Below are 24793 nucleotides of genomic sequence, written 5' to 3'. Positions count from 1 at the left end.
CGCACGCGCATGAACGCCCACGATCCGCAAGACGACGGCAACGATGGCGGCGAGGGCGACGAGGCCGTCGTCAACCGCATCGCACTGCCGACGCTGGAGACGCCGACGCTGACCAAGGCCGAACTCGCCGAGCTGCTGTTCGAGCGCCTCGGCCTGAACAAGCGCGAATCGAAGGACATGGTCGAAGCCTTCTTCGACCTGATCCACGCGACGCTGGTCTCGGGCGCCGACGTGAAGATGTCCGGCTTCGGCAACTTCAACATCCGGCGCAAGGCGCCGCGCCCCGGCCGCAACCCGCGCACCGGCGAGGCGATCCCGATCAAGGCGCGCAACGTCGTCACCTTCCACGCCAGCCACAAACTCAAGGGGGTCGTGCAAGGTGACATACCGCCGGAGGACGAGTTCGAGTAAAGTCTTAGCTTTCTGCCCTGAACCTGTTGATTTTCATGGAGAAAGCGCTCCCATCGATCCCTGCCAAGCGCTACTTCACCATCGGTGAGGTCAGTGATTTGTGCGGTGTGAAGCCGTACGTGCTGCGCTACTGGGAGCAGGAGTTCACGCAGCTCAAGCCGATGAAGCGGCGCGGCAATCGCCGCTACTACCAGCACCACGAGGTGCTGCTGATCCGCCGGATTCGCGACCTGCTCTACGAACAGGGCTTCACGATCAGCGGCGCACGCAACCGGCTCACCGAGACCGGTCACGCCCGCAGCCACGAGCTTCCCGAGCCCGAAGCTTTGCAGGGCGCGGCCCCGGTCAGCGCCGATGCGATCGACCTGGACGAGATGATCGAGGCGCTGCAGGCCAGCGCCGAAACGCTCGCCGAGATCCCGCAACCCGAGGTCTCGACGGTCGCGCTCTCGGTGCCGCAGGTGCGCGAGGAGCTGATCTCGATCCGCGGCTTGCTGCTGGTCTGAGATCACACCCTATAATCCGCTCTTCATCGGGGCGTAGCGCAGCCTGGTAGCGCACTTGCATGGGGTGCAAGGGGTCGCGAGTTCGAATCCCGCCGTCCCGACCAATGAATGACAAAGGCCCGAGTTCTCGCGAACCCGGGCCTTCTGTTTTGGCGTTGTGGCGATGCGCTATTGCAGCGCGACCTCGACGCGCCGTGCCTCGGCGTTGTCGCCGCTGCCGGTGAGCGCTTCGGGCTTCTTCAGCTCGATCTTGTCGCCGGCGATGCCGGCCGCCTTCAGTGCCGCGCTGACGGCCAGCGCACGCTGCTTCGCGAGCTCCTCGTTCTTCGCTGCATCGCCGGTCGAATCGGTGTAGCCGCTGACGACCGCCTTCTTGCCGCCCGCAACGCCCTTGGCCACATCGGCGAGCGCCGCATCGGCGCCGGTCGCGAGCTCGGCCTTGCCGCTGGCGAAGTAGAACTTCACGACGCCGTTCTCGACCTTGAACGAGGCCGCATCGGCGCTTGCTGTCGGCGCGGCCATCGGTGCCGCCGTTGCGGCCGCACCGTGGGTCGCCGCACCCGTGGGCAGCAGCGGCACGATCAGCAGCGCGACGATGTTGATGATCTTGATCAGGGGGTTGACGGCCGGGCCGGCGGTGTCCTTGTAGGGATCGCCGACGGTGTCGCCGGTGACCGCGGCCTTGTGCGCGTCGCTGCCCTTGCCGCCGTGGTGGCCGTCTTCGATGTACTTCTTCGCGTTGTCCCAGGCGCCGCCGCCGGTGCACATCGAGATCGCGACGAACAGGCCGGTCACGATCGTGCCCATCAGCAGGCCGCCGAGCGCGGCCGGCCCGAGCAGCAGGCCGACGACGATCGGCACGACGACCGGCAGCAGGCTGGGCACGACCATCTCCTTGATCGCCGCGGTCGTCAGCATGTCGACCGCGCGACCGTACTCCGGCTTGCCCGAGCCGTCCATGATGCCCTTGATGTCGCGGAACTGGCGCCGCACCTCGACGACCACCGCGCCCGCGGCGCGGCCGACCGCCTCCATTGCCATCGCGCCGAACAGGTACGGGATCAGGCCACCGATGAACAGCCCGACGATCACGCGCGGATCGCTCAGGTCGAAGCTGACGTTGATGCCGCGCCCTTCGAGCGAGTGCGTGTAGTCGGCGAACAGCACGAGTGCCGCGAGACCGGCCGAGCCGATCGCGTAGCCCTTGGTCACCGCCTTGGTCGTGTTGCCGACCGCGTCGAGCGGGTCGGTCACGTCGCGCACGCTCTTCGGCAGTTCGGCCATCTCGGCAATGCCGCCGGCGTTGTCGGTGATCGGGCCGTAGGCGTCGAGCGCGACGACGATGCCGGCCATGCTCAGCATCGAGGTCGCGGCGGTCGCGATGCCGTACAGGCCGGCGAGGGCGTACGAGACGAGGATGGCGATACAGACGAACAACACCGGCCAGGCGGTCGAGCGCATCGAGACGCCCAGACCCGCGATGATGTTGGTGCCGTGGCCGGTGGTCGAGGCGTCGGCGATGTGCTGCACCGGCTTGTACTGCGTGCCGGTGTAGTACTCGGTGATCCAGACCAGCGCGGCCGTCAGCACCAGGCCGACGGCGCAGGCGCCGAACAGCTTCAGGTGCGTGCCGGCACCGAGCGCATCGGCCGGCATGAACGCGGTCGTGACGAAGTAGAACGCGATCAGCGACAGCGTGCCGGCGACCGCCAGCCCCTTGTACAGCGCCGGCATCACATTCTTCATGCCGGGCGAGGCCTTGACGAAGAAGCAGCCGACGATCGACGCGATGATCGAGACGCCGCCGAGCAGCAGCGGGTAGATCACCGCCGACATCGCCGCGCTCTTCACGACGAGTGCGCCGAGCGCCATCGTTGCGATCAAGGTGACGGCATAGGTCTCGAACAGGTCGGCGGCCATGCCGGCGCAGTCGCCGACGTTGTCGCCGACGTTGTCGGCGATCACCGCCGGGTTGCGCGGGTCGTCTTCGGGGATGCCGGCCTCGACCTTGCCGACCAGATCGGCGCCGACGTCGGCGCCTTTCGTGAAGATGCCGCCGCCCAGGCGCGCGAAGATCGAGATCAGCGAGGCGCCGAACGCGAAGCCGAGCATCGGCTTGAGCACCGACGACAGGCTCTTGTCGGGCGTCAGGTTGCCGTTGCTGGTCAGGAACCAGAAGAAGATCGTCACGCCCAGAAGACCCAGGCCGACCACCAGCATGCCGGTGATCGCGCCGCCCTTGAACGCGACGTCGAGTGCCGGGCCGATGCCCTTGGTCGCGGCCTGCGCGGTGCGCACGTTGGCCTTCACCGACACGTTCATGCCGATGAAGCCGCAGGCACCCGACAGCAGCGCGCCGAGCACGAAGCCGACGGCGGAGGTGGTGTCGAGGAACACGCCGATCAGGATGGCCAGCACCACGCCGACGATCGCGATGGTCTTGTACTGGCGCGCCAGGTAGGCGGCCGCGCCCTGTTGAATCGCACTCGCGATTTCCTGCATGCGCGCGTTGCCCGCGTCATGGCCGAGGATCCAGCTTCGCTGCACGAAGCCGTAGATGACTGCAGCGAGGCCGCAGGCCAGCGCGAAATAGAGCGCCATCGATGTGGTGATCAAGGGATGTCCTTCCTCGTCGATTGCATGGGTGGGGTTCGAGGCCGACTTCGAGCGTCGCGCATTGCTGCGCTTATCCGTGGCCCGGCCTCGGCGGCATGCTGCCAGATGGCATGCGACAAAGCAATGACGCTTGCATGGTGTTTTCCAGCGGATCGCGCGCCGCCGCCGCTCGCGCGAGGCCGCGTCGGACCTGCCCCTAAAATCGGGGTTTCCCCGCGCACCGAAGAACCCATCATGAGCCTGCAAAAAGTGACCCCTGGCGCGAAGGCGCCCGACGAGTTCAACGTCATCATCGAGATTCCGATGAACGCCGATCCGATCAAGTACGAGGTCGACAAGGAGAGCGGTGCGCTGTTCGTCGATCGCTTCATGACAACCGCGATGCACTACCCGTGCAACTACGGTTACATCCCGAAGACATTGGCGGATGACGGCGATCCGGTCGACGTGCTGGTGGTCACGCCGTTCGCGTTAACGCCGGGCGTGGTCGTCACGTGCCGGCCGATCGGCGTGCTGAAGATGGTTGATGAAGCCGGCGGTGACGCCAAGCTGCTCGCGGTGCCGATCGACAAGGTGCTGCCGATCTACACCCACTGGCAGAAGCCCGAAGACATCAACCAGATGCGCCTGAAGGCGATCCAGCATTTCTTCGAGCACTACAAGGACCTCGAGCCCGGCAAGTGGGTCAAGGTGCAGGGCTGGGAAGGGCCGGATTCGGCGAAGCGCGAGATCCTCGACGGGATCGAGAGCTATCGGAAGCAGGCGACGGCCGGGTAGCCATCGGCCGCGCGTCAGGCAAGCCTTCCGATCGACTCTCATCCTCCTTCATGCACCCAGCGCTGCGCTCGACCACGTCCATCTGCCTGTTCGCTCTTGCACTGGCGTCCGCCGCGCCGCCGGCCGGTGCGCAGGCGCTGCCGGCCGGCATCCGCGCCGTCACGTCGGTCGAGGGCGTCGACGAATACCGGCTGCCGAACGGCCTGCAGCTGCTGCTGATCCCGGACGACTCGAAGCCGACGACGACGGTCAACCTGACCTACCGCGTCGGCTCGCGCCACGAGAACTACGGCGAGACCGGCATGGCGCACCTGCTCGAGCACATGCTGTTCAAGGGCACGCCGAAGAACCCGAAGGTCTGGTCCGAGTTCCAGAAGCGCGGCCTCGACGCGAACGGCTCGACCTGGCTCGACCGCACGAACTACACCGCCAAGTTCTCTGCCAACGACGCCAACCTGCAGTGGTATCTCGGCTGGCTCGCCGATTCGATGATCAACAGCTTCGTCGCGCGCAAGGACCTCGACACCGAGATGACGGTCGTGCGCAACGAGATGGAGCGCGGCGAGAACAGCCCGGGCCGCATCCTGCTGCAGCGCACGATGGGGCTGATGTACGACTGGCACAGCTACGGCCACTCGACGATCGGCGCGCGCGCCGACGTCGAGAACGTCGACATCCCGCGCCTGCAGGCCTTCTATCGCCTGTACTACCAGCCCGACAACGCGACGCTGACGGTCTCGGGCAAGTTCGATCCGAAGGGCGTGCTGAAGGGGGTCGGCGACTCGTTCGGCGCGATCCCGAAACCCACGCGCACGCTGCCGGTGCTGTACACGCTCGACCCGGTGCAGGACGGCGAGCGCAGCGTGACCTTGCGTCGCGTCGGTGGCACGCCGCTGATCCAGGCCGGCTATCACGTGCCGGCCGGCCCGACGCGCGACTACGCGGCGGTCGAGCTGCTGACCTTGATCCTCGGCGACACGCCGTCGGGCCGGCTCTACAAGCGTCTGACGCAGAAGCAGCTCGCGTCGGACGTGGGGTCGTATTCGTTCGCGCTCTCCGACCCCGGCGCGATGTTCGTCGATGCGAAGCTCGCACCGGGCCAGGACGTGGACAAGGCACGCGCCGAACTGCTCGCGACCGTCGAATCGATCGCTCGCGAACCCATCACCGCCGACGAACTCGCGCGCGCCAAGCTGAAGTGGCTGAAGGACTGGGAACAGTCGTTCACCGATCCCGAGACGGTCGGCATCGCGATGTCCGAGTCGATCTCGCAGGGCGACTGGCGCTTGTTCTTCCTGACCCGCGACCGCGTGCGCGATCTGCAGCTTGCCGACGTGCAACGCGTCGCCGAGCAGTACCTGATGCCGTCGAACCGGACGCTCGGCACCTACCTGCCGACCGAGCAGCCCGCGCGCGCCCCGGTGCTCGCGCGCAGCGAGCTCGCGCAGCAGATGCAGGAGTTCAAGCCGCAGGCCGCGGCCGCGAAGGTCGAGGCCTTCGACGCGACGCCGGCGAACATCGACGCGCGCACCCAGACCTTCGCGGTCAGCGGCGTGAAGGGCGCGCTGCTGCCGAAAGGCACGCGCGGCAACGCGGTCAGCGCGGTGCTGATGCTGCAGTTCGGCGACGAGAAGAGCCTGGTCGGTCAGAATGCCGCAGCGCAGGCAGTGGCCGCGCTGCTCGACAAGGGCACGACAACGCTGACCCGCCAGCAGGTGCAGGACAGGCTCGACGCGCTGAAGACCGAGCTCGGCGTCACGGCCTCGCCGGGTCGCGTGACGATCACGCTGCACTCGCGCCGCGAGCATTTGCCGGCTGCGATCGAACTGGTCGGCGACCTGCTGCGCAATCCGTCGTTCCCGCCCGGAGCGCTCGACGAGTTCAAGCGCTCGACGCACACCGCGATCGAGCAGCAGCGCAAGGACCCGGGCGCGCTCGCACGCAACTCGCTCGACCGCCTGGGCAACCCCTACCCGCGCGGCGACGCGCGCTACAAGCCGAGCTTCGACGAGCTGGCCGACGACTATGGCGCCCTGACGCTGGAGCGCGTGCGCGAATTCCACGCGCGCTTCTACGGCGCGGGCAGCGGCGAGTTCGCCGCGGTCGGCGATCTGGATGCCGCGAAGGTTCGCGCCGCGCTGCAGACCGCGCTCGCCGGCTGGCGCGCGGGCGCGCCGTTCACGCGCGTTCCGCAGCCGCTGGTCGCGGTCAAGCCGCAGCAGCTGCTGATCGCCACGCCCGACAAGCCGAATGCGAACATGGCGGTGCGCCTGGCGGTGCCGCTGAACGATCTCGATCCGGATTACCCGGCGCTGTCGATGGCGAACTACCTGCTCGGCGCGGGCGGCAGCTCGCGGCTGTGGAAGCGCATCCGCGAGGGCGAAGGCCTGTCGTACGGCGTTGGCAGCCAGATCGACTGGAACAACATCGATCGCAATTCGATGTGGCAGGCGGGCGCGATCTTCGCACCGCAGAACCGGGCCAAGGTCGAGACCGCGTTCCGCGAGGAAGTGGCGCGTGCGCTGAAAGACGGCTTCAGCGCACAGGAGCTCGCCGAGGGCAAGGCCAGCCTGCTGAACTTCCGGCAACTCTCGCGCGCGCAAGACAACGGTCTCGCGTTTGCGCTCGCCAACAACCTCTACCTCGGCCGGACCTTCGCGATCGCCGCGCAGGTCGACGCCGCGATCGCTCAGCTGACGTTGGAGCAGGTCAACGCGGCACTGCGCAAGTACGTGACGCCGGAGAGTTTCGTCTCCGCATTCGCCGGCGATTTCAAGCCTTGAACGGCCGCCGGTCGTTCAGCTCGCTGATGTAGCCGGCGACGCCTTCGCCTTCGCGCTCGAGGAAGTCGCCGACCGCCTGCGCGAACTGCGGATGCGCGAGCCAATGCGCCGACCAGGTCTGCACCGGCAGCAGGCCGCGCGCCATCTTGTGTTCGCCCTGCGCGCCACCTTCGAAGCGCTGGTAGCCGTTTGCGATGCACCAAGCCAGCGGCAGGTAGTAGCAGGCCTCGAAATGCAGGCAGGGCACGTGGCGGACCGCGCCCCAGTAGCGGCCGAACGCGGCCTTGCGCTCCGGGTCGATGCAGATCAGCGACGCGGCGATGCGCTCGCCGCCCTGCCAGGCGACGAAGAGCAGCCAGTTCTCGGGCATCGCGCTGGCCATGCGGGCGAAGAACTCGGGCGTCAGGTAGGGCGTCGAGCGGTGCTCGCGGTAGGTCTGCGCGTAGCAGCGGTAGAAGAAGTCCCAATCGTCAGGTGTGATCTGCGTGCCCTGCAGCTCGGTGAAGCTCACGAGTGCCTCGGCGACACGGCGGCGTTCCTGCTGGATCTTCTTGCGCTTCTCGCGCTGCAGGCTCGCGAGCAGGTCGGTGAAGTCGGCATACGATTCGGGCGCGCGCTGGGTCCAGTGGAACTGCACCGTGCTGCGCATCATCCAGCCCTCGTCGCGCGCCGCCGAGGCGTCGGCTTCGTCGAGAAACAGCAGGTGCGCGGACGAAAGCTTCGCGTCGCGCGCCAGCTGCTGCATCGCACGCAGCAGCACGCGCCGGCCGGTCTGATCGCGTGACAGCAGGCGCGGCCCGGGCACCGGCGTGAACGGCACCGCATCGAGCAGCTTCGGGTAATAGTGCAGGCCGTGGCGCTGGTAGGCGTCGGCCCAGGCCCAGTCGAACACGTACTCGCCGTACGAGTGCTCTTTCAGGTACAGCGGGCAGGCGGCGACCAGCACATCGCGATCGAGCACCAGCAGGAACTGCGGCAGCCAGCCGGTCGATTCCACCGCGCTCGCCGATTCGTGCAGGGCCAGCAGGTACTCGTGGCGCATGAACGGCGTGCGGCTCGGCTGGGCGGCGAGCAGTGCGTTCCACTGCGCGGCGTCGATCGCCGCAGGATCGTCGACGACCCGAATGACATAATCGTTCGAGGCCGCGCCGGCCGCTGCGCCGCCCTCTGCATCGGTTCCTGAAGTCCGTCTTCGCACGTCCGCATTCCTCACCATGTCAGCACAATCCTCGGTCAAAGTGGCCCTGGCGCAGATCAACGCCACCGTGGGCGATCTGGCCGGGAACAGCGCGCGCATCGTCGAGGCCGCGCGTCGCGCGTATGCGCAGGGGGCCAGGCTGGTGCTGACGCCCGAACTCGGCCTCTGCGGCTACCCGCCCGAAGATCTGCTGCTGCGCCCGGCGTTCATGCAGGCCTGTGCCGAGGCGCTCGGCCGGTGTGCGCAGGCGCTGGCCGATCTGCCGGGCTTGTTCGTCGTGGTCGGGCATCCGCATCAGTTCGGCGATCGGGGTGATGTTAGGTCGAACTCGGTTTCGGTGCCGCAGCGCTACAACGCAGCCTCGGTGCTCAGCGAAGGTGGCGTGCTAGCGACCTATTGCAAGCGCGAGCTGCCGAACTACCAGGTGTTCGACGAACGCCGCTATTTCGCGTCGGGCCGCGATGCGGGGCAGGGCGCGGTCGTGTTCGAGGTGCAGGGTCTGAAGTTTGGCCTGAACATCTGCGAGGACGCCTGGTTCGACGAGCCCGGCCGCGCGGCGAGAGCGGCAGGCGCACAGGTGTTGTGCGTGTTGAATGCGTCGCCGTTCCACCTCGGCAAGCTGGCCGAGCGCGAGCAGCGCATGGCACAGACGGCGCGCGAGCTCGCCGTGCCGCTGCTCTACGCGCACATGGCGGGCGCGCAGGACGAGGTCGTGTTCGACGGCGCCTCGTTCGCGCTCGACGCGAGCGGTGGGGTGACGGCGCGCGCGCCGATGTTCGACGAGGCGCTGAGCCTGGTCGAGGTGTCGGCCACGACCGCGCGGGGCGATATCGCCGCGGTGCCGTCGATCGAGGCGCAGGCCTGGGCCGCGCTCGTCGTCGGCGTGCGCGACTACGTCGACAAGAACGGGTTTCCCGGCGTGATCATCGGCCTCTCGGGCGGCATCGACTCGGCGCTCGTGCTGGCGATCGCGGTCGACGCGCTCGGCGCCGACCGGGTGCGCGCAGTGATGATGCCCTCGCCGTACACCGCCGACATCTCGTGGATCGACGCGCGCGACATGGCCGAGCGCCTTGGCGTGCGCTACGACGAGATCTCGATCGTGCCGATGTTCGAGGACTTCAAGAAGAGTCTCGCCGCCGAGTTCGCCGGCCGCGCCGAGGATGCGACCGAAGAGAACATCCAGGCGCGCATCCGCGGCACGCTGCTGATGGCGCTGTCGAACAAGTTTGGTTCGATCGTGCTGACGACCGGCAACAAGAGCGAGATGGCGACCGGCTACTGCACGCTGTACGGCGACATGGCCGGTGGCTTCGCGGTGATCAAGGATGTCGCGAAGACGCTGGTCTACCGGCTCGCGGCCTGGAAGAACGCACAGGGCCGGGAGGTGATTCCCGAGCGCATCATCACGCGCGCACCGTCGGCCGAGCTTCGGCCCGACCAGAAGGACCAGGACAGCCTGCCGCCCTACGAGGTGCTCGATGCGATCCTGTCGCGCTACATGGAGCACGACCAGGGCATCGACGAGATCATCGACGCCGGGTTCGACCGCACCGATGTGGAGCGCGTCACGCGGCTGATCAAGGTCAACGAGTACAAGCGCTGCCAGTCGCCGGTCGGCATCCGCATCACGCACCGTGCATTCGGGCGCGACTGGCGTTATCCGATCACCTCCAAATTCCGCGCTTAACTTAGACTAGCGGCGTCAAACTCTGCAGGGGCTTCGCCATGAAACAGATCACCGCGATCGTGAAACCGTTCAAGCTCGAAGAGGTGCGAGAGGCGCTCGGTCAGGTGGGCGTGACCGGCCTGACCGTGACGGAAGTGAAGGGCTTCGGGCGCCAGAAGGGCCACACCGAGCTGTATCGCGGCGCCGAATACGTCGTCGACTTCCTGCCGAAGGTGAAGCTCGAGGTGGTTGTCAAGGACACCGACGTCGACCGCTGCATCGAGGCGATCGTGAAGGCCGCCAAGACCGGCAAGATCGGCGACGGCAAGATCTTCGTCACCGCGGTCGAGCAAGTCATCCGCATCCGCACCGGCGAGACGAACGACGACGCCGTCTGACGGCATTCCGCGTCGACCGTCGGTGCGATTCAGATGCGCCGGTAGTCGTCCGGCGCGGTCGCCAGGGCCGCCATGGCCCCGAGCCGATCGACGAGCGCGAGCGGGTCGCTGCCGACCAGCAGCAGGTCGGTCTGCGCGGCGGCCATGAAGCCCTGGGCTTCACTGTGCCGCAGGAAGCCCAGCAACGCGTCGTAGTAGCCGGCGACATTCAACAGCCCGAGCGGCTTGTCGTGGTAGCCGAGCTGGCGCCAGGTCCAGACCTCGAACAGCTCCTCGAAGGTGCCGATGCCGCCGGGCAGCGCGAGAAACGCGTCGCTGCGCTCGGCCATCAGCGTCTTGCGCTGGTGCATCGTCTCGACGACGTGCAGTTCGGTCAGCGCGCGGTGGCCGAGCTCGCGCTCCATCAGCGACTGCGGAATCACCCCGACGACTGCGGCACCGGCTTCGAGCGCGGCATCGGCGACGACGCCCATCAACCCGGCCCGCCCGCCGCCATAGACCAGCTGCCAACCGAGCCGGCCGATCTCGTGGCCAATCGCCCGCGCAGCCGCGGCATACGCGGGCGACGCGCCGGGACGGGAGCCGCAATAGACACACAATGAAACCTTGTTCGTCGCCATCGCCGGATCAGCTCGTGAAACGCTGCCACAGCGCGGCCACCCAGATGCCGGCGCACAGCAGCAGCGACAAGAATACCGCGGCGCTGCCGATGTCCTTGGCGCGCTTCGAGAGGTCGTGCAGTTCGAATGAGATGCGATCGACCGCCGCCTCGACCGCCGAGTTGAGCAGCTCGACGATCAGCACCAGCACCACCGAGCCGGCGAGCACCGCGACCTCGAGCCAACCGCGACCGAGCCAGAAGGCGAGCGGCAGCAATACGACGGCGAGCCAGAACTCCTGGCGGAATGCGCTCTCGCCGTGGTAGGCCCCGCGCAGCCCGGCGATGGAGTAGCCGGCGGCGCGGATCGCCCGGTCGAGGCCGGTTCGCCCCTTGTGCGGATTGGTCATGGCGGCGGATTGTGCCTCGCGCATGTGACTCCCTCAGGCGGATGCGCGCGCCGGCGGACGCGCGTCGATCAAGCGCGTGCCGCACAGCGCGTCATGCCAGAACTGGCGTTGCGGGTGCAGCAGCGCGAGCAGCGCGTAGGCGACGATGCCGATCGCGACCGCGACGAGGGTCTGGCGCGGCGACCAGCCGTTCAGATGCGCGACCAGCACCGCCGGCGCGACCCACGCACATGCCGCGGCAAAGCGCGCGAGCGCGCGCGCCTGGCTCAGCGGCTCGCCCCGCGCAGTGACGACACGGATGTGCCAGGTCTGCATCGGCAGCGTCTGTCCGCGCGCCGACCAGAACCAGCTGAAGTAAACGGCGTAGAGGACCAGCGTGATGACCCGCAACGCGGTGTCGCTCTGCAGTGGGTGCTGGTGGCCGGTGAGGGCGACGAACAGCGCACCGAGCGCGCCCGGGATCAGGCCGATGCCGAACAGCAGCAGCCCTTCATAGACGAACGACGCCATGCGTCGTTTCAGGCTCGGCGCCATCAGGGCGCTGGCGCCGATGCCCTCGCCGAGGGTCATTGGCGCGGCGCGGACTCGGACGCCGGTGCCGAACGCGTCGCTGCGCCCTGCGGGCCGCGGCGTGGCAGCAGGGTCGCCTTGTTGACGAACTCGGGCGTGGCCGCGATCTTCGGCATGCCGGCTTGCTGGTGGCCGGGCGGCGTCGGGCGCTTCGTGATCGGCGTGGTGCTGGCGCCGGGGCGGGCCTGCACGACGGTCGGGCCGATGGCTTTCGGCGGTGCCGAGAGGCTGGGGTTCGGGACAATGTTGGACTTGGCCTGCGGCGCCCCCGGCTTGTCGGGGCGCGCACCGGTCGGGCCGGCCCTGCGCCCCGCTTCGGCCGCGGATGCTGCAGGCGCGGCGCGCGCGGCGAGCTCTTGCTTCTGCTCGGGTGAGAGCGCTTCGTAGGCCTTCCAGCGCGCCTGCCGGTCCTGCGTCGGCAGTTCCTTGGCCTCCTGGAAGTGCATGCGCGCCTCGCCACGCTCGCGCGGCGTCAGCTTGGTCCACTCGGCCATGCGTTCCTGGACCCGCGCCTGCTCTGCGGGCGTCAGCTTCGGGAATCGCGTCGACAGTTCGAGCCACTTCTGCTTGCTGCGTGCGTCGATGCCGGGCCAATCGTGTTCGAGCGGCCTCAGCGAAGCTTGCTGCGCCGGCTTCAGTTCGGACCAGCGTGCGCCTTGCTCGGCTGGCGCCGGCTTCACCGCAGGCTTCGCCGCGCCGGGCCCCTGGGCGGTGGAGACCGACGCTCCCAGCAGGCCGAACACGCAGGCCGCCAGCGCCGCCATCCGCCGGGCCGGGAGGCCCCTGTCGGAACGTGCGGGCCGGCTGCAGGGCGTCATCGTTGGCCCACTCACTCGCCGGGGGTCTTCAGGAATTCGGCAAACCCTGCATCGCTGTAGGCGCGCGGCGGCAGATCGTCGGAGAGCAGCGCCGCATCGACCTCCGCGGCGACCGAAATCTGCGCATCTTCTTGCCAGCGCTGGATCATGAACAGCCCCGCCGCGAGCGCGAACACCGGCAGCACCGAGGCGAACTTCAGCCACCAGCCGGAACCCGCGAGCCCGAGCAGGGCCGCGCCACCGCGGCTCACGCCGACCGGGCTCGCGACCGCGGCGGCACGCGTGGCGCGCGCGCGCTCCAGCGCCTTCTCGCGCGCGAAGCGCAGGCGCTCGGCCAAGTCTGGGCTCAGCTCGCTCGAGCGTTCGGTCAGCCCGGCGGCCACGCGCAGCGCGAAGCGGGTCTGCATCGCGTCGAAGGCGGCGGGCGGCGGCAGGCGGATGGCGGTGCTGGAGTGGGTCGGGTTCATAGTGAGATTCCCCTTGTCTTCAGGGCCGTGGACAAGGCATGCACCGCTCGCGAGCAATGTGTCTTGACACTTCCCTCCGAACAGCCCATGGCAGCGGCAGTCTCGGCGACATCGAGTTCCTCCCAGTAACGCAGCAGGAAGGCTTCCCGTTGACGGCCCGGCAGCTGGGCGACCGCCGCCTCGATCGCTAGCAGGATCTGCGCCCGTGAGACCGAATCGGCCGCGCTCTCGGTGGCCAGCGAGCCGCCCAGGGCCTCGAGCGTCTCGAGGATGTCGAAGTCGCCGTCGCCGCCGGCGGATTCGAAGTCGGAGAAGTTCTTGACGACGGCGTTGCGTACCTTCTGGCGTCGAAACCAGTCCATCGTCGCATTCGACAGGATGCGCTGGAACAGCAGCGGCAGCTCGGCGGCCGGTCGATCGGCGTACTTCTCGGACAGTCGGATCATGGCGTCCTGCACGATATCCAGCGCGGCGTCTTCGTTGCGCACGGCATAGAGCGCGCGCTTGAAGGCGCGCTTGTCGACGCTCTTCAGGAAGTCGGAGAGTTCTTTGTCTGATGCCAAGAGCGTCTGGTGCCGGGAGAAGGCGGAACCCCGCAAAACAAAGGCGCGATTATCTCACCGCGGCGGACGCGAAGCCCGCGCGCTGCCGCAGCGCAGCAAAGCGATGACATAATCACCGGTTGCACGACAGTTTTGGCCGCGCGCGGGTTGCCCAACCGGGGCGCCATGCAGCTCGGCCCTCAGGCACCACACCCGTCTCACGAGGACGCGGAGAGGCGCACCGATGGTTTTTCGTCAGAGAAATTCGCAAAGGTTTCCGATCATGGACATCTCTCCCACCGAAATGAAGCGGGCCGCGTCAGCGCAGCCGCACATCCCCCCCGCCGAGCCGAACGGCTCCGAGATTCTCGTCAAGTGCCTGCAGGCCGAGAACGTCAAGTTCCTGTGGGGCTACCCGGGCGGCGCGGTTCTGTACATCTACGACGCGCTCTACAAGCAAGAGACGATCGAGCATGTGCTGGTGCGCCACGAGCAGGCCGCGGTGCACGCCGCCGACGGCTATGCGCGCGCGACTGGCGAGGTCGGCGTCGCGCTGGTGACGTCGGGTCCGGGCGTCACGAATGCCGTGACCGGCATCGCGACCGCGTACATGGACTCGATCCCGATGGTGATCATCACCGGCCAGGTGCCGACGCCGGCGATCGGTCTCGACGCGTTCCAGGAGTGCGACACCGTCGGCATCACGCGGCCGATCGTCAAGCACAACTTCCTCGTGAAGGACGTGCGTGAGTTGGCGATGACCTTGAAGAAGGCGTTCCACATCGCGCGCACCGGCCGGCCCGGCCCGGTCGTCGTCGACATCCCGAAGGATGTGTCGATGGCGAAGGCGGCGTTCTACTATCCCGAGCGCGTCGAGATGCGCTCTTACAACCCGGTTCGCAAGGGCCACGGCGGGCAGATTCGCAAGGCCGTGCAGTTGCTGCTGGCCGCGAAGCGCCCGTACATCTACACCGGCGGCGGCGTGGTGCTGGGCAACGCGGCGCCGGAACTGCGCGAGCTCGCCGACCTGCTCGGGTACCCGGTCACGAACACGTTGATGGGCCTGGGCGCGATGCCTGCGAGCGACCCGAAGTTCCTCGGCATGCTCGGGATGCACGGCACCTACGAGGCCAACATGACGATGCAGCACTGCGACGTGCTGCTCGCCGTCGGTGCGCGTTTCGACGACCGCGTGATCGGCAACCCGAAGCACTTCGCGTCGGTCGAGCGCAAGATCATCCACGTCGACATCGACCCGTCGTCGATCTCCAAGCGCGTGCGCGTCGACATCCCGATCGTCGGCGACGTGCGCGACGTGCTGCAGGAGCTGATCTCGCAGATCCGCGAAGCGCATGCCAAGCCCGATGTGCCGTCGATCTCGACCTGGTGGAAGCAGATCAACGAGTGGCGCAAGCGCGACTGCCTGGCGTTCAAGAACAGCACCGAAGTGATCAAGCCGCAGCATGTCGTGCAGACGCTGTGGGAGCTGACCAAGGACAGCGACACCTACATCACCTCCGACGTCGGCCAGCACCAGATGTGGGCCGCGCAGTACTACCGCTTCGACGAGCCGCGCCGCTGGATCAACTCCGGCGGGCTCGGCACGATGGGCGTGGGGCTGCCGTATGCGATGGGCATCAAGCTCGCGAAACCCGATTCGGATGTGTTCTGCATCACCGGCGAGGGCTCGATCCAGATGTGCATCCAGGAGCTCTCGACCTGCCTGCAGTACAAGACGCCAGTCAAGATCATCTCGCTGAACAACCGCTACCTCGGCATGGTGCGGCAGTGGCAGCAGATCGACTACGGCGGCCGCTACTCGCACAGCTACATGGACGCACTGCCCGATTTCGTCAAGCTCGCCGAGGCCTACGGCCACGTCGGGCTGAAGATCGAGAAGCCGTCGGATGTGGAAGGCGCGCTGCGCGAGGCGATCCGCCTGAAGGATCGCACCGTGTTCCTCGACATCCGCACCGACCCGACCGAGAACGTCTGGCCGATGGTGCAGGCGGGCAAGGGCATCTCCGAAATGTTGCTGGGGTCCGAAGACCTGTGACGCGCTGAACGACGCAGCGGGGCCCGGCGTTACCGCGCCGGGACCGGGCTGCGGCGGGATGTGCGGAATACCTTCGGCGAATCGAGTTTCCATTCCACGAAAGCAGCGTGGCCAAGGGCCGGGCGGTTACCGCCGCCGGTCTGAAGAGCGCGCTGAAACGACACCATGAAACACATCATTGCACTGCTGCTCGAGAACGAGCCGGGCGCGTTGTCGCGCGTCGTCGCGCTGTTCTCGGCGCGCGGCTACAACATCGAAAGCCTGACGGTCGCGACGACCGAAGACGCATCGCTCTCGCGCATGACGATCGTCACCGCCGGCTCCGACGAGGTCATCGAGCAGATCACGAAGCACCTCAACCGGCTGATCGAGGTCGTCAAGGTCGTCGACCTGACCGAAGGCGCATTCACCGAGCGCGAGCTGATGCTGATCAAGGTCCGCGCGGTCGGCAAGGAGCGCGAGGAGATGAAGCGCATGGCCGACATCTTCCGCGGCCGCATCATCGACGTGACCGACAAGAGCTACACGATCGAGCTGACCGGCGACACCGGCAAGCTCGACGCCTTCCTGGAGGCGATCGACCGCGCCGCCATTCTCGAAACCGTGCGCACCGGAACCAGTGGGATCGGTCGCGGCGAGCGCATCCTGCGGGTCTGATCTTCCAGACCACCCCATCCCCCCACATTCCATTGATCTGAAGGAGATAGACATGAAGGTTTACTACGACAAGGACGCCGATCTGAGCCTGATCAAGGGCAAGAGCGTCACGATCATCGGCTACGGCTCGCAAGGCCACGCGCACGCGCAGAACCTGAACGACAGCGGCGTCAAGGTGACGGTCGGCGTGCGCAAGGGCGGGCCGTCGTGGGGCAAGGCCGAGAAGGCCGGGTTGAAGGTCGCGGATGTCGCCGACGCGGTCAAGCAGGCCGACATCGTCATGATGCTGCTGCCCGACGAGCAGATCGCGACCGTCTACAAGAACGACGTCGAGCCGAACATCAAGCAGGGCGCATCGCTCGCGTTCGCGCACGGCTTCAACGTGCACTACGGCCAGGTCGTGCCGCGCGCCGACCTCGACGTCTGGATGGTTGCACCGAAGGCGCCGGGCCACACGGTGCGCTCGACCTACACGCAAGGCGGCGGCGTGCCGCACCTGATCGCTGTGCATGCCGACAAGACCGGCAAGGCGCGCGACCTCGCGCTGAGCTACGCGGCCGCGAACGGCGGCGGCAAGGCCGGCGTGATCGAGACCAACTTCCGCGAGGAGACCGAGACCGACCTGTTCGGCGAGCAGGCTGTGCTGTGCGGCGGTGCCGTCGAGCTGATCAAGGCCGGTTTCGAGACATTGACCGAGGCCGGCTACGCGCCCGAGATGGCGTACTTCGAGTGCCTGCACGAGCTCAAGCTGATCGTCGACCTGATCTACGAAGGCGGCATCGCCAACATGAACTACTCGATCTCGAACAACGCAGAGTACGGCGAGTACGTGACCGGGCCGAAGATCGTCACCGACGAGACGAAGAGGGCGATGAAGCAGGTTCTGAAGGACATCCAGACCGGCGAATACGCGAAGAGCTTCATCGTCGAGAACCGCGCCGGTGCACCGACCCTGATGTCGCGCCGCCGGCTGACCGCCGAGCATCCGATCGAGCTGGTCGGCGAGCAGCTGCGCGCGATGATGCCGTGGATCAAGAAGAACCGCCTCGTCGACCAGTCGAAGAACTGACCCGGGCTGCGGCTCGATCCACGAAGGCCGCGGGGTTCGCCTCGCGGCCTTCGCTGCATTCTTTCCACGTTATCCTTTGCGCATGAACAACCCACACGACGACGAAGACGAGACCGCTGACGTCGTGCCGCGCCCGCGCCGCAAGGGCATCTACATCCTGCCCAACCTGTTCACGCTGGCGGCGCTGTTCGGCGGCTTCTATGCAGTCGTGATGGCGATGAACGGGCGCTACGAGCTGGCGGCCTACGGCGTCTTCTGCGCGATGGTGCTCGATTCGCTCGACGGCCGCGTCGCGCGCATGACGAACACGCAGAGCACGTTCGGCGAGCAGATGGACAGCTTGTCGGACATGGTCTCGTTCGGCGCTGCGCCGGCGCTAATCGCCTACGAATGGGCGCTGAAGGGCCTGGGCAAGCCGGGCTGGATCGCGGCCTTCGTCTACTGCTCGTGCGCGGCGCTGCGGCTCGCGCGCTTCAACACGAATCTCGCGGTCGTCGACAAGCGCTTCTTCCAGGGGCTGCCGAGCCCGGCCGCGGCGGCGCTGGTGATGGGCTTCATCTGGCTGATGGACAACCAGGGCTTCGCCGGCGGCGACGAAGGCATGTGGCTGATGTGGACGACCTTCGGCGTCACGCTGTACGCGGGCCTGACGATGGTCACGAACGTTCCGTTCTACAGCTTCAAGGACGTGAGTTTCAAGCGCTCGGTGCCGTTCATCGTGATCGTCGCGATCGCGCTGTTCATCGCGATCATCAACATCCATCTGCCGGGCGCGCTGTTCGGCCTGTTCATGTTCTACGGGCTCTCGGGCTACGGCGTGTATGTGTGGAAGCGCATGAAGGGCAGGCCGGTCAGCGTGATCGCCACCTCGATGGACGAGCCGGACGAGCAAGGGTTGCACCGCTGATCGAACGTCGATCTCCCGTGCTACATTTCACCCATCATGACGTTCGTGCCGGCCATTTCGCTGCTGCTACTCCTAGAGGAACCACGGGTTCGCTAGTCACGCACGTCCACACGTTCTGATTTCAACGGCCCGTATGCAACCTGCAGCGGGCCGTTTGTCATTTGTGCTGCTGGTTGCGAATTCACTGGAAGCACCACCATGTTGAAGCACCCGCAGCAGAAGTACCGCGCCTTCGCCCCCGTCTCGTTGCCCGATCGCCGCTGGCCCGATGCCGTGCTGACCAACGCGCCGATCTGGCTGAGCACCGACCTGCGCGACGGCAACCAGGCGCTGATCGAGCCGATGAGCATCGCGCGCAAGCTGCGCATGTTCGAGATGCTCGTGAGGATCGGCTTCAAGGAAATCGAGGTCGGCTTCCCGTCGGCGTCGCAGATCGAGTTCGACTTCGTGCGGCTGCTGATCGACGAAGATCGCATCCCGGACGACGTGACGATCCAGGTGCTGAGCCACGCGCGCGAGCCCTTGATCGAGCGTACTTTCGAGTCGCTGCAGGGCGCGCGGCGCGCTTGCCTGCACATCGTCAACCCGGTTGCACCGTTCATGCGGCGCGTGGTGCTCGGCCTGGACGAGGACGGCATCGTCGAACTGGTTCGGCGCAACGCGCGCTTCGTTGCCGACTCGGCCGCGCGCCGGCCCGAGACCGAGTGGACCTTCGAATACTCGCCCGAGATGTTCTCGGGCACCGAGCTCGCGTTCAGCAAGCGCGTCGTCGATGCGGTGACCGAGGTCTGGGACGCGCGGCCGGATCGCCGATGCATCATCAACCTGCCGACGACGGTCGAGCATTCGACGCCGAACGTCTTCGCCGACATGATCGAGTGGATGCACCGCCATATCGCGCGGCGCGACGGCGTGATCCTGTCGGTTCATCCGCACAACGACCGCGGCACCGGCACCGCCGCGGCCGAGCTCGCGCTGATGGCGGGCGCCGAGCGTGTCGAGGGCTGCCTGTTCGGAAACGGCGAGCGCACCGGCAACGTCGACCTCGTCAACATCGCGCTGAACCTGTACACGCAAGGCGTCGCGCCCGGCCTCGATTTCTCGGACATCGACGCGGTGCGCCGCTGTGTCGAGCACTGCAATCAGCTGCCGGTGCACCCGCGCCATCCGTATGCCGGCGACCTCGTCTACACCTCGTTCTCGGGCTCGCACCAGGACGCGATCCGAAAGGGTTTCGCGGCGCGCAACGACGGCGCGATGTGGGACATGCCCTACCTGCCGATCGACCCGAAGGATCTGGGCCGCAGCTACGACGCGGTGATCCGCGTCAACAGCCAGTCGGGCAAGGGCGGCATCGCGTACCTGCTCGAAACCGAATACGGCGTAAGGCTGCCGCGGCAGCGGCAAGTCGAGTTCGGCCGCATCGTCCAGCAGGTGATGGACGCGCAGGGTACGGAGCTGTCTGCGGCCGAGATCTGGGCCATCTACCAGCGCGAATACGCGACGATCGATCAACCCGAAGCGCAGACCTCGCTCGCCTAACATTCCACTCAAACTCAGGAGCACCATCATGGCCGACAAGCTGATCATTTTCGACACCACCCTGCGCGACGGCGAACAATCGCCCGGCGCCTCGATGACCAAGGACGAGAAGCTGCGCATCGCGCGCCAGCTCGAGCGCCTGAAGGTCGACGTGATCGAGGCCGGCTTCGCGGCCTCTTCGAACGGCGATTTCGAGTGCGTCAAGGCCATTGCCCACGCGATCAAGGAGAGCACGGTCTGCTCGCTCGCGCGCGCCAACGATCGAGACATCGCGCGCGCCGCCGAGGCGCTGGCGGGTGGCGCCTCGACGCGCATCCACCTGTTCCTCGCGACCAGTGCGCTGCACATGGAGAAGAAGCTGCGCATGACGCCGGACCAGGTGTTCGAGCAGGCGAAGCTGTCGGTGCGCTTCGCGCGCAACCTGTCGGGCGACGTCGAGTTCTCGCCGGAAGACGGCTATCGCTCGGACCCCGACTTTCTTTGCCGCGTGCTCGAGGCCGTGATCAAAGAAGGCGCGACGACGATCAACGTGCCCGACACGGTCGGCTATGCGATCCCGGAGCTCTACGGCCGTTTCCTGCTCGACCTGCGCACGCGCATCCCGAATTCCGACAAGGCCGTCTGGTCGGTGCACTGCCACAACGACCTGGGCATGGCGGTCGCCAACTCGCTCGCCGGCGTGATGATCGGCGGCGCGCGCCAGGTCGAGTGCACGATCAACGGCCTCGGCGAGCGCGCCGGCAATTGCTCGCTCGAAGAAGTGGTGATGGCCGTGAAGACGCGGCGCGACTACTTCGGCCTGGAGCTCGGCATCGACACGACGCAGATCGTGCCGGCCTCGCGGCTGGTGTCGCAGACGACCGGTTTCGTGGTCCAGCCGAACAAGGCGGTTGTCGGCGCAAACGCGTTCGCGCACGCTTCGGGCATCCACCAGGACGGCGTGCTGAAAGCGCGCGACACCTACGAGATCATGCGTGCCGAAGATGTGGGCTGGGCCACCAACAAGATCGTGCTCGGCAAGCTCTCGGGTCGCAACGCGTTCAAGCAGCGGCTCAAGGAGCTGGGCATCGAGATGGAGTCCGAGGCCGAGATCAACGCGGGCTTCGTGCGCTTCAAGGAGCTCGCCGACCGCAAGAGTGACATCTTCGACGAGGACATCATCGCGCTGGTGATGGACGAGTCGGTCACGGCCGAGCACGAGCACTACCGGCTGCTCGCGCTGTCGCAGCGTTCCGAGATGGGCGAGCGGCCGCACGCGAGCGTCGCGTTCGCGGCCGGCGAGCTCGAACACCATGCCGAGAGCGACGGCAACGGCCCGGTCGACGCGAGCCTGAAAGCGATCGAGTCGAAGCTGCAAACTGGCGCCGAAATGCTGCTCTATTCGGTCAATGCGATCACCTCGGGCAGCACAGAATCCCAGGGCGAGGTGACGGTTCGGCTGCAACACGGCGGCCGGGTCGTCAACGGCGTCGGGGCAGACCCCGACATCGTCGTGGCGTCGGCGAAAGCCTACCTTTCGGCGTTGAACAAACTGCACAGCAAGATCGAACGCGTCGCGGCCCAGGGTTGACATTTGGGTGTAACTGAGCAGTCCCAAGTACTGACTTGAGGAGAAGCGCGTAAGTTTTTGATCTTGCGCGCTTTTTTTCTTTCACATAAACTCGCAGCTCTGGGCGAGAAGGGGTTGCAATGGCGTCAATCAACAGGTTTGTTACAACAGGGCTGCTGGTGCTGATGGCGACCGTCTCGATGGCCGCGCCGAACGAGGCCGAAGCCGCTCAACGCGCGTCGGCGAAAAAGAAGCCGCACACCGTCTCCCCGGTCAAGAACAGGGCCGCCGCCGGCAAGCTGTCGCGCTCGGGGCGGGCCGCGCGCCAGGTCGTCACGCTGCGCAGCAGCAGCGGTGGCCTGAAGCATGTTTCGACCGTCCTGCGCGCCGAACCGGCGAAGCCGTCGTTCGGTCAGCTCTATGGCCTGCACAACACCGCCGATTCGCTCGAGCTGAAGTCCAGCGTCGCCCTGGTGCTCGACGCCGACACCAACGAGGTGCTGTTCAGCAAGAACTCACAGGCCGTGCTCCCGATCGCGTCGCTGACCAAGCTGATGACCGCGCTCGTGGTCACCGAAGCGAAGCTGCCGCTGAACGAGGCGCTGACGGTCACCGACGACGACGTCGACACCGAAAAGAACAGCCACTCACGCCTGAGGGTCGGCACGACCCTGAGCCGCGAAGAGATGCTGCACCTGGCGCTGATGTCGTCCGAGAACCGCGCCGCGCATGCGCTCGGGCGTGCTTATCCGGGCGGGCTCGAAGCCTTCGTCGCCGCGATGAATCACAAGGCGCACGAGCTCGGCATGAACGACACGCACTATGTCGAGCCGACCGGGCTGTCGAGCCGCAACCAGTCCAGCGCCCGCGACCTCGCAACGCTCGTTCAGGCGGCGCAAGAGCACCCGATCATCCGCGAGTTCTCGACCTCGCCTGAATTCGAAGTCGAACTCGGCAACCGCCCCGCGCAGTTCCGCACCACCAACGCGCTGGTGCGCAGCCCCGCCTGGGACATCGTGCTGCAGAAGACCGGCTACATCACCGAAGCCGGCCGCTGCCTCGTGATGCAGGCACGCATGGCGGGCCGCAAGCTGATCATGGTGTTCCTCGATTCGACCGGCAAGTATTCGCGCATCGGCGACGCCGAGCGCGTGCGCCGCTGGGTCAGCGACCTGCCGGTGCCCGCACCGGCCGCGACCGCGACCGCCGTGGTGCCGAAGGCTTCGTGATTCGCCGCTGAACGGCTGATCGGCAGTGCCGGCCGGCGCCGGCCGGTGCCTCAGCCGTTGCGGTGACCCAGCGCCGCCGAGATCTGCGCGGCGGTCTCTTTCAGCCGCTCCAGCCAGCTCTCTTCGAGCCGGTCCGCGGGCGCCGAGATCGACAGACCCGCAACCAGTTTTCCCTGATCGTCGAGGATGCTCGCGGCCATGCAGCGCACGCCGAGCTCCAGTTCCTCGTCGTCGCGGGCGGTTCCGTACTGGTTCACGCGGGCCAGCTCGCGCTCGAGCTGCGCGAGCTCGGTGATGCTGTTGCGCGTGTGGCCGGCCAGGCCGGTGCGCGTCGCATAGGCGCGCACGCGCGGCGCATCGTCGTGTGCGAGAAACAGCTTGCCGACGGAGGTCAAGTGCAGCGGCGCGCGGCCGCCGATCGCGCGCACGACCTGCATCCCGGACCGTTCGCTGTAGGTGCGCTCGATGTAGACGATCTCGTCGCCCTGGCGCATCGACAGGTTCACCGGCTGGTGCGTCAGCTTGTGCAGTTCGCGCATCGGCCCGAGCGCGGCGTCGCGCACGTCGAGTCGCGCCTTCACGAGGTTGCCGAGCTCGAGCAGACGCATGCCGAGCCGGTAACTGCCGGCTTCCGGCCGATCGACATAGCGGCCGATCGTCAGGTCGTTCAGGATGCGATGGGCGGTCGAAGGATGCAACCCGGTCAGCTCGCTGATGTGCTTCAGCGAGACAGGGTCGGGGTGGCTGGCCAGCACGTCGAGCAAGCCGAAGGCGCGCTCGAGCACCTGTATCGTCGGGGTCTTGCTTTCACTCTTCGCCATGCATGTGATTCTCGCTCAAGTCGATAGATTTTTGCATGGCGAAACTTCGGGCTGCGATCCGGGAGCGGATCGATGGAGCAGGCGGCGCCGACTCCTCGTCCCGGTGTTGCTGGCCGCAGGCGCCGCGTCGGCAATGGCCCAGACCGGCGGAGCCGACTATCTGAAACGCCACTACGACTTCAGTGCGTCGTCAGCGGCGGCGGGCCCACGCTGGATCTCGGTCCCACGCACGGCCGGGCGCATCACGAGCAAGGAGATCGGTCTCGTCATCAACACGGCCGACCCGTATTCGGTCGAGGTCGGCGAGTTCTACATCCAGGCCCGTGGCCTGACGCGGGCCCAGGTGCTGCGCCTGCAACTGCCGGTGCGCTCGGCGCTGACGCCGGACGAATTCAAGGCCTTCGCGGCGCAGGTCGATTCGTTCTTCGATGTGCCGGTGCAGGCGCTCGCGCTGGCCTGGACCTTTCCGTACGCGGTCGGCTGCAATTCGATCACCGGCGCGCTGGCGCTCGGCTACGACGCCGCGCTGTGCGCGCACAGCTGCGCGCCGTCGGCGCGCTCGCCGTACTTCGACAACGCGTCGATCCGCCCGTACTCGGAACTGAAGATGCGCCCGTCGATGCTGCTCGCGGCGCGCGATGTCGCGATGGCAAAGGCGATGATCGAGCGCGGCGTCGCGGCCGACGCGAGCCTCGGACTGCGCGGCGCGGCACCGGCGAACGCCTACTTCGTGACGACCAACGACACCGCGCGCAGCGTGCGTTCGCCGCTCTTCCCGCCGCCCGGGCTGCTGCGCCGCGCCGGCCTCGATGTGCACGTCGAGACCGCGCCGGCGATCGAGAACGCGAGCCGCGTGCTGCTGTACCAGATCGGGCTGGCCAACGTTCCCAAGCTCGACACGATCAAGTGGGTGCCGGGCGCGCTCGCCGATCACCTGACTTCGGTTGGCGGTTACCTCGAGGGCGGCACTGGGCAGATGTCGATCCTCGACTGGATCGCGTCGGGCGCGACCGCGAGCTATGGCACGGTGTCGGAGCCGTGTGCGCATCCGCAGAAATTTCCGCACCCGCAGGTGCTGCTGCTGAACTATCTGCAGGGCGCGAGTGCGCTGGAGGCGTACTGGCGCAGCGTGGCGTGGCCGCAGCAGGGTGTGTTCATCGGCGAGCCGCTGGCGGCGCCGTTCGCGCGCCGCTGAACCGC

General features: G+C 67.1%; 22 protein-coding genes, 1 tRNA gene and 1 pseudogene. 15 read left to right on the top strand and 9 right to left on the bottom strand.

Features of this window, described 5'->3' with window-relative positions; genetic code table 11:
• Positions 1-9 precede the first annotated feature (9 nt).
• The 3 genes from AC1DTW_RS13185 (at position 10) to AC1DTW_RS13175 (ending at position 1021) form a co-directional block, all read left to right on the top strand.
• Positions 10-411 carry an integration host factor subunit alpha gene (locus AC1DTW_RS13185; protein ID WP_477981592.1) on the top strand — a complete coding sequence of 134 codons (402 nt, stop codon included), beginning with the start codon at positions 10-12 and terminating at the stop codon, positions 409-411.
• Positions 412-446: 35 nt separating this feature from the next.
• A complete protein-coding gene (locus AC1DTW_RS13180) occupies positions 447-917 on the top strand; it encodes a MerR family transcriptional regulator (RefSeq protein ID WP_477981591.1) in 471 nt (156 codons plus the stop codon).
• Between the two features lie 27 nt (positions 918-944).
• Positions 945-1021, top strand: a tRNA-Pro gene (locus AC1DTW_RS13175).
• Between the two features lie 64 nt (positions 1022-1085).
• Here AC1DTW_RS13175 and AC1DTW_RS13170 read toward each other — a convergent pair.
• Positions 1086-3518, bottom strand: coding sequence for a sodium-translocating pyrophosphatase (locus AC1DTW_RS13170; RefSeq protein ID WP_477981724.1), 2433 nt, complete (start codon positions 3516-3518; stop codon positions 1086-1088).
• A gap of 249 nt (positions 3519-3767) precedes the next feature.
• Here AC1DTW_RS13170 and ppa point away from each other — a divergent pair, with 249 nt between their 5' ends.
• Positions 3768-4310: an inorganic diphosphatase gene (gene ppa / locus AC1DTW_RS13165; RefSeq protein WP_477981589.1), complete on the top strand. Its 543-nt coding sequence runs from the start codon at positions 3768-3770 to the stop codon at positions 4308-4310.
• A 50-nt stretch (positions 4311-4360) separates the two neighbouring features.
• Positions 4361-7093, top strand: coding sequence for a M16 family metallopeptidase (locus AC1DTW_RS13160; protein WP_477981588.1), 2733 nt, complete (start codon positions 4361-4363; stop codon positions 7091-7093).
• Here the strand turns inward: AC1DTW_RS13160 and AC1DTW_RS13155 are convergent.
• Positions 7083-8291, bottom strand: coding sequence for a GNAT family N-acetyltransferase (locus AC1DTW_RS13155; protein WP_477981587.1), 1209 nt, complete (start codon positions 8289-8291; stop codon positions 7083-7085). The two genes, AC1DTW_RS13160 and AC1DTW_RS13155, sit on opposite strands and share 11 nt — an antisense overlap.
• A 16-nt stretch (positions 8292-8307) precedes the next feature.
• Between AC1DTW_RS13155 and AC1DTW_RS13150 the strand changes: the two genes are divergently transcribed.
• On the top strand, positions 8308-9981 hold the full coding sequence (locus AC1DTW_RS13150; protein ID WP_477981586.1) for an NAD+ synthase: 1674 nt from the start codon (positions 8308-8310) through the stop codon (positions 9979-9981).
• 38 nt (positions 9982-10019) lie between these two features.
• Complete coding sequence (locus AC1DTW_RS13145) at positions 10020-10358, top strand: P-II family nitrogen regulator (RefSeq protein ID WP_477981585.1); 339 nt, start codon at positions 10020-10022, stop codon at positions 10356-10358.
• A 29-nt stretch (positions 10359-10387) separates the two neighbouring features.
• On the opposite strand, the gene AC1DTW_RS13140 is transcribed toward AC1DTW_RS13145, so the two are convergent.
• The 6 genes from AC1DTW_RS13140 to AC1DTW_RS13115 are packed head-to-tail and all read right to left on the bottom strand — an operon-like array spanning position 10388 to position 13784.
• Complete coding sequence (locus AC1DTW_RS13140) at positions 10388-10978, bottom strand: LOG family protein (protein WP_477981584.1); 591 nt, start codon at positions 10976-10978, stop codon at positions 10388-10390.
• Between the two features lie 7 nt (positions 10979-10985).
• A complete protein-coding gene (locus tag AC1DTW_RS13135; RefSeq protein ID WP_477981583.1) occupies positions 10986-11366 on the bottom strand; it encodes a diacylglycerol kinase in 381 nt (126 codons plus the stop codon).
• 33 nt (positions 11367-11399) lie between these two features.
• Complete coding sequence (locus AC1DTW_RS13130; RefSeq protein WP_477981581.1) at positions 11400-11936, bottom strand: RDD family protein; 537 nt, start codon at positions 11934-11936, stop codon at positions 11400-11402.
• A complete protein-coding gene (locus tag AC1DTW_RS13125) occupies positions 11933-12754 on the bottom strand; it encodes a DUF3106 domain-containing protein (protein WP_477981580.1) in 822 nt (273 codons plus the stop codon). Before AC1DTW_RS13125 ends, AC1DTW_RS13130 begins: the two co-directional genes overlap by 4 nt.
• Before the next feature lie 11 nt (positions 12755-12765).
• A complete protein-coding gene (locus tag AC1DTW_RS13120; protein ID WP_477981579.1) occupies positions 12766-13221 on the bottom strand; it encodes a DUF3619 family protein in 456 nt (151 codons plus the stop codon).
• Positions 13218-13784 (bottom strand): RNA polymerase sigma factor, encoded by a 567-nt coding sequence (locus AC1DTW_RS13115; RefSeq protein ID WP_477981723.1) that lies wholly within the window; start codon positions 13782-13784, stop codon positions 13218-13220. Before AC1DTW_RS13115 ends, AC1DTW_RS13120 begins: the two co-directional genes overlap by 4 nt.
• A 262-nt stretch (positions 13785-14046) precedes the next feature.
• Between AC1DTW_RS13115 and AC1DTW_RS13110 the strand changes: the two genes are divergently transcribed.
• From AC1DTW_RS13110 to pbpG, 7 genes and pseudogenes are all read left to right on the top strand, one after another.
• Positions 14047-15819, top strand: a complete 1773-nt coding sequence (locus AC1DTW_RS13110; protein WP_477981578.1) for an acetolactate synthase 3 catalytic subunit — start codon at positions 14047-14049, stop codon at positions 15817-15819.
• A gap of 165 nt (positions 15820-15984) precedes the next feature.
• On the top strand, positions 15985-16476 hold the full coding sequence (gene ilvN, locus AC1DTW_RS13105) for an acetolactate synthase small subunit (RefSeq protein ID WP_056471147.1): 492 nt from the start codon (positions 15985-15987) through the stop codon (positions 16474-16476).
• Positions 16477-16528: 52 nt separating this feature from the next.
• Positions 16529-17545: a ketol-acid reductoisomerase gene (gene ilvC, locus AC1DTW_RS13100; RefSeq protein WP_477981577.1), complete on the top strand. Its 1017-nt coding sequence runs from the start codon at positions 16529-16531 to the stop codon at positions 17543-17545.
• An 82-nt stretch (positions 17546-17627) separates the two neighbouring features.
• Complete coding sequence (gene pssA / locus AC1DTW_RS13095) at positions 17628-18452, top strand: CDP-diacylglycerol--serine O-phosphatidyltransferase (protein ID WP_477981575.1); 825 nt, start codon at positions 17628-17630, stop codon at positions 18450-18452.
• Between the two features lie 198 nt (positions 18453-18650).
• Positions 18651-19955: pseudogene (locus AC1DTW_RS13090) on the top strand (2-isopropylmalate synthase); the annotation flags it as partial.
• Positions 19956-20022: 67 nt separating this feature from the next.
• A complete protein-coding gene (locus AC1DTW_RS13085; RefSeq protein WP_477981574.1) occupies positions 20023-21564 on the top strand; it encodes a 2-isopropylmalate synthase in 1542 nt (513 codons plus the stop codon).
• Positions 21565-21683: 119 nt separating this feature from the next.
• Positions 21684-22772 carry a D-alanyl-D-alanine endopeptidase gene (pbpG, locus tag AC1DTW_RS13080; protein WP_477981573.1) on the top strand — a complete coding sequence of 363 codons (1089 nt, stop codon included), beginning with the start codon at positions 21684-21686 and terminating at the stop codon, positions 22770-22772.
• 50 nt (positions 22773-22822) lie between these two features.
• On the opposite strand, the gene AC1DTW_RS13075 is transcribed toward pbpG, so the two are convergent.
• Positions 22823-23593, bottom strand: coding sequence for an IclR family transcriptional regulator (locus tag AC1DTW_RS13075; RefSeq protein ID WP_477981572.1), 771 nt, complete (start codon positions 23591-23593; stop codon positions 22823-22825).
• A 103-nt stretch (positions 23594-23696) separates the two neighbouring features.
• On the opposite strand from AC1DTW_RS13075, the gene AC1DTW_RS13070 reads away from it, so the two are divergent.
• The gene (locus AC1DTW_RS13070) at positions 23697-24788 is read left to right on the top strand and encodes a TIGR03790 family protein (RefSeq protein WP_477981571.1); all 1092 of its coding nucleotides are present in this window, start codon (positions 23697-23699) and stop codon (positions 24786-24788) included.
• Positions 24789-24793: the final 5 nt, after the last annotated feature.

This window comes from Rhizobacter sp. P5_A1 (assembly GCF_056400745.1).
Note: the sequence above shows the minus strand (reverse complement) of the source record. Positions and strands in the feature narration are given on the sequence as shown.

Excerpts from the sequence above, each read along its gene's own strand:
- AC1DTW_RS13125 (WP_477981580.1), bottom strand. The coding sequence starts at position 12,754 with ATGACGCCCTGCAGCCGGCCCGCACGTTCCGACAGGGGCCTCCCGGCC.
- AC1DTW_RS13110 (WP_477981578.1), top strand. The coding sequence starts at position 14,047 with ATGGACATCTCTCCCACCGAAATGAAGCGGGCCGCGTCAGCGCAGCCG.
- AC1DTW_RS13075 (WP_477981572.1), bottom strand. The coding sequence starts at position 23,593 with ATGGCGAAGAGTGAAAGCAAGACCCCGACGATACAGGTGCTCGAGCGC.
- ilvC (WP_477981577.1), top strand. The coding sequence starts at position 16,529 with ATGAAGGTTTACTACGACAAGGACGCCGATCTGAGCCTGATCAAGGGC.
- AC1DTW_RS13185 (WP_477981592.1), top strand. The coding sequence starts at position 10 with ATGAACGCCCACGATCCGCAAGACGACGGCAACGATGGCGGCGAGGGC.
- AC1DTW_RS13160 (WP_477981588.1), top strand. The coding sequence starts at position 4,361 with ATGCACCCAGCGCTGCGCTCGACCACGTCCATCTGCCTGTTCGCTCTT.
- AC1DTW_RS13170 (WP_477981724.1), bottom strand. The coding sequence starts at position 3,518 with ATGGCGCTCTATTTCGCGCTGGCCTGCGGCCTCGCTGCAGTCATCTAC.
- AC1DTW_RS13180 (WP_477981591.1), top strand. The coding sequence starts at position 447 with ATGGAGAAAGCGCTCCCATCGATCCCTGCCAAGCGCTACTTCACCATC.
- AC1DTW_RS13085 (WP_477981574.1), top strand. The coding sequence starts at position 20,023 with ATGGCCGACAAGCTGATCATTTTCGACACCACCCTGCGCGACGGCGAA.
- AC1DTW_RS13145 (WP_477981585.1), top strand. The coding sequence starts at position 10,020 with ATGAAACAGATCACCGCGATCGTGAAACCGTTCAAGCTCGAAGAGGTG.
- AC1DTW_RS13140 (WP_477981584.1), bottom strand. The coding sequence starts at position 10,978 with ATGGCGACGAACAAGGTTTCATTGTGTGTCTATTGCGGCTCCCGTCCC.
- AC1DTW_RS13150 (WP_477981586.1), top strand. The coding sequence starts at position 8,308 with ATGTCAGCACAATCCTCGGTCAAAGTGGCCCTGGCGCAGATCAACGCC.
- AC1DTW_RS13120 (WP_477981579.1), bottom strand. The coding sequence starts at position 13,221 with ATGAACCCGACCCACTCCAGCACCGCCATCCGCCTGCCGCCGCCCGCC.
- ppa (WP_477981589.1), top strand. The coding sequence starts at position 3,768 with ATGAGCCTGCAAAAAGTGACCCCTGGCGCGAAGGCGCCCGACGAGTTC.
- ilvN (WP_056471147.1), top strand. The coding sequence starts at position 15,985 with ATGAAACACATCATTGCACTGCTGCTCGAGAACGAGCCGGGCGCGTTG.
- pssA (WP_477981575.1), top strand. The coding sequence starts at position 17,628 with ATGAACAACCCACACGACGACGAAGACGAGACCGCTGACGTCGTGCCG.
- AC1DTW_RS13130 (WP_477981581.1), bottom strand. The coding sequence starts at position 11,936 with ATGACCCTCGGCGAGGGCATCGGCGCCAGCGCCCTGATGGCGCCGAGC.
- pbpG (WP_477981573.1), top strand. The coding sequence starts at position 21,684 with ATGGCGTCAATCAACAGGTTTGTTACAACAGGGCTGCTGGTGCTGATG.
- AC1DTW_RS13135 (WP_477981583.1), bottom strand. The coding sequence starts at position 11,366 with ATGACCAATCCGCACAAGGGGCGAACCGGCCTCGACCGGGCGATCCGC.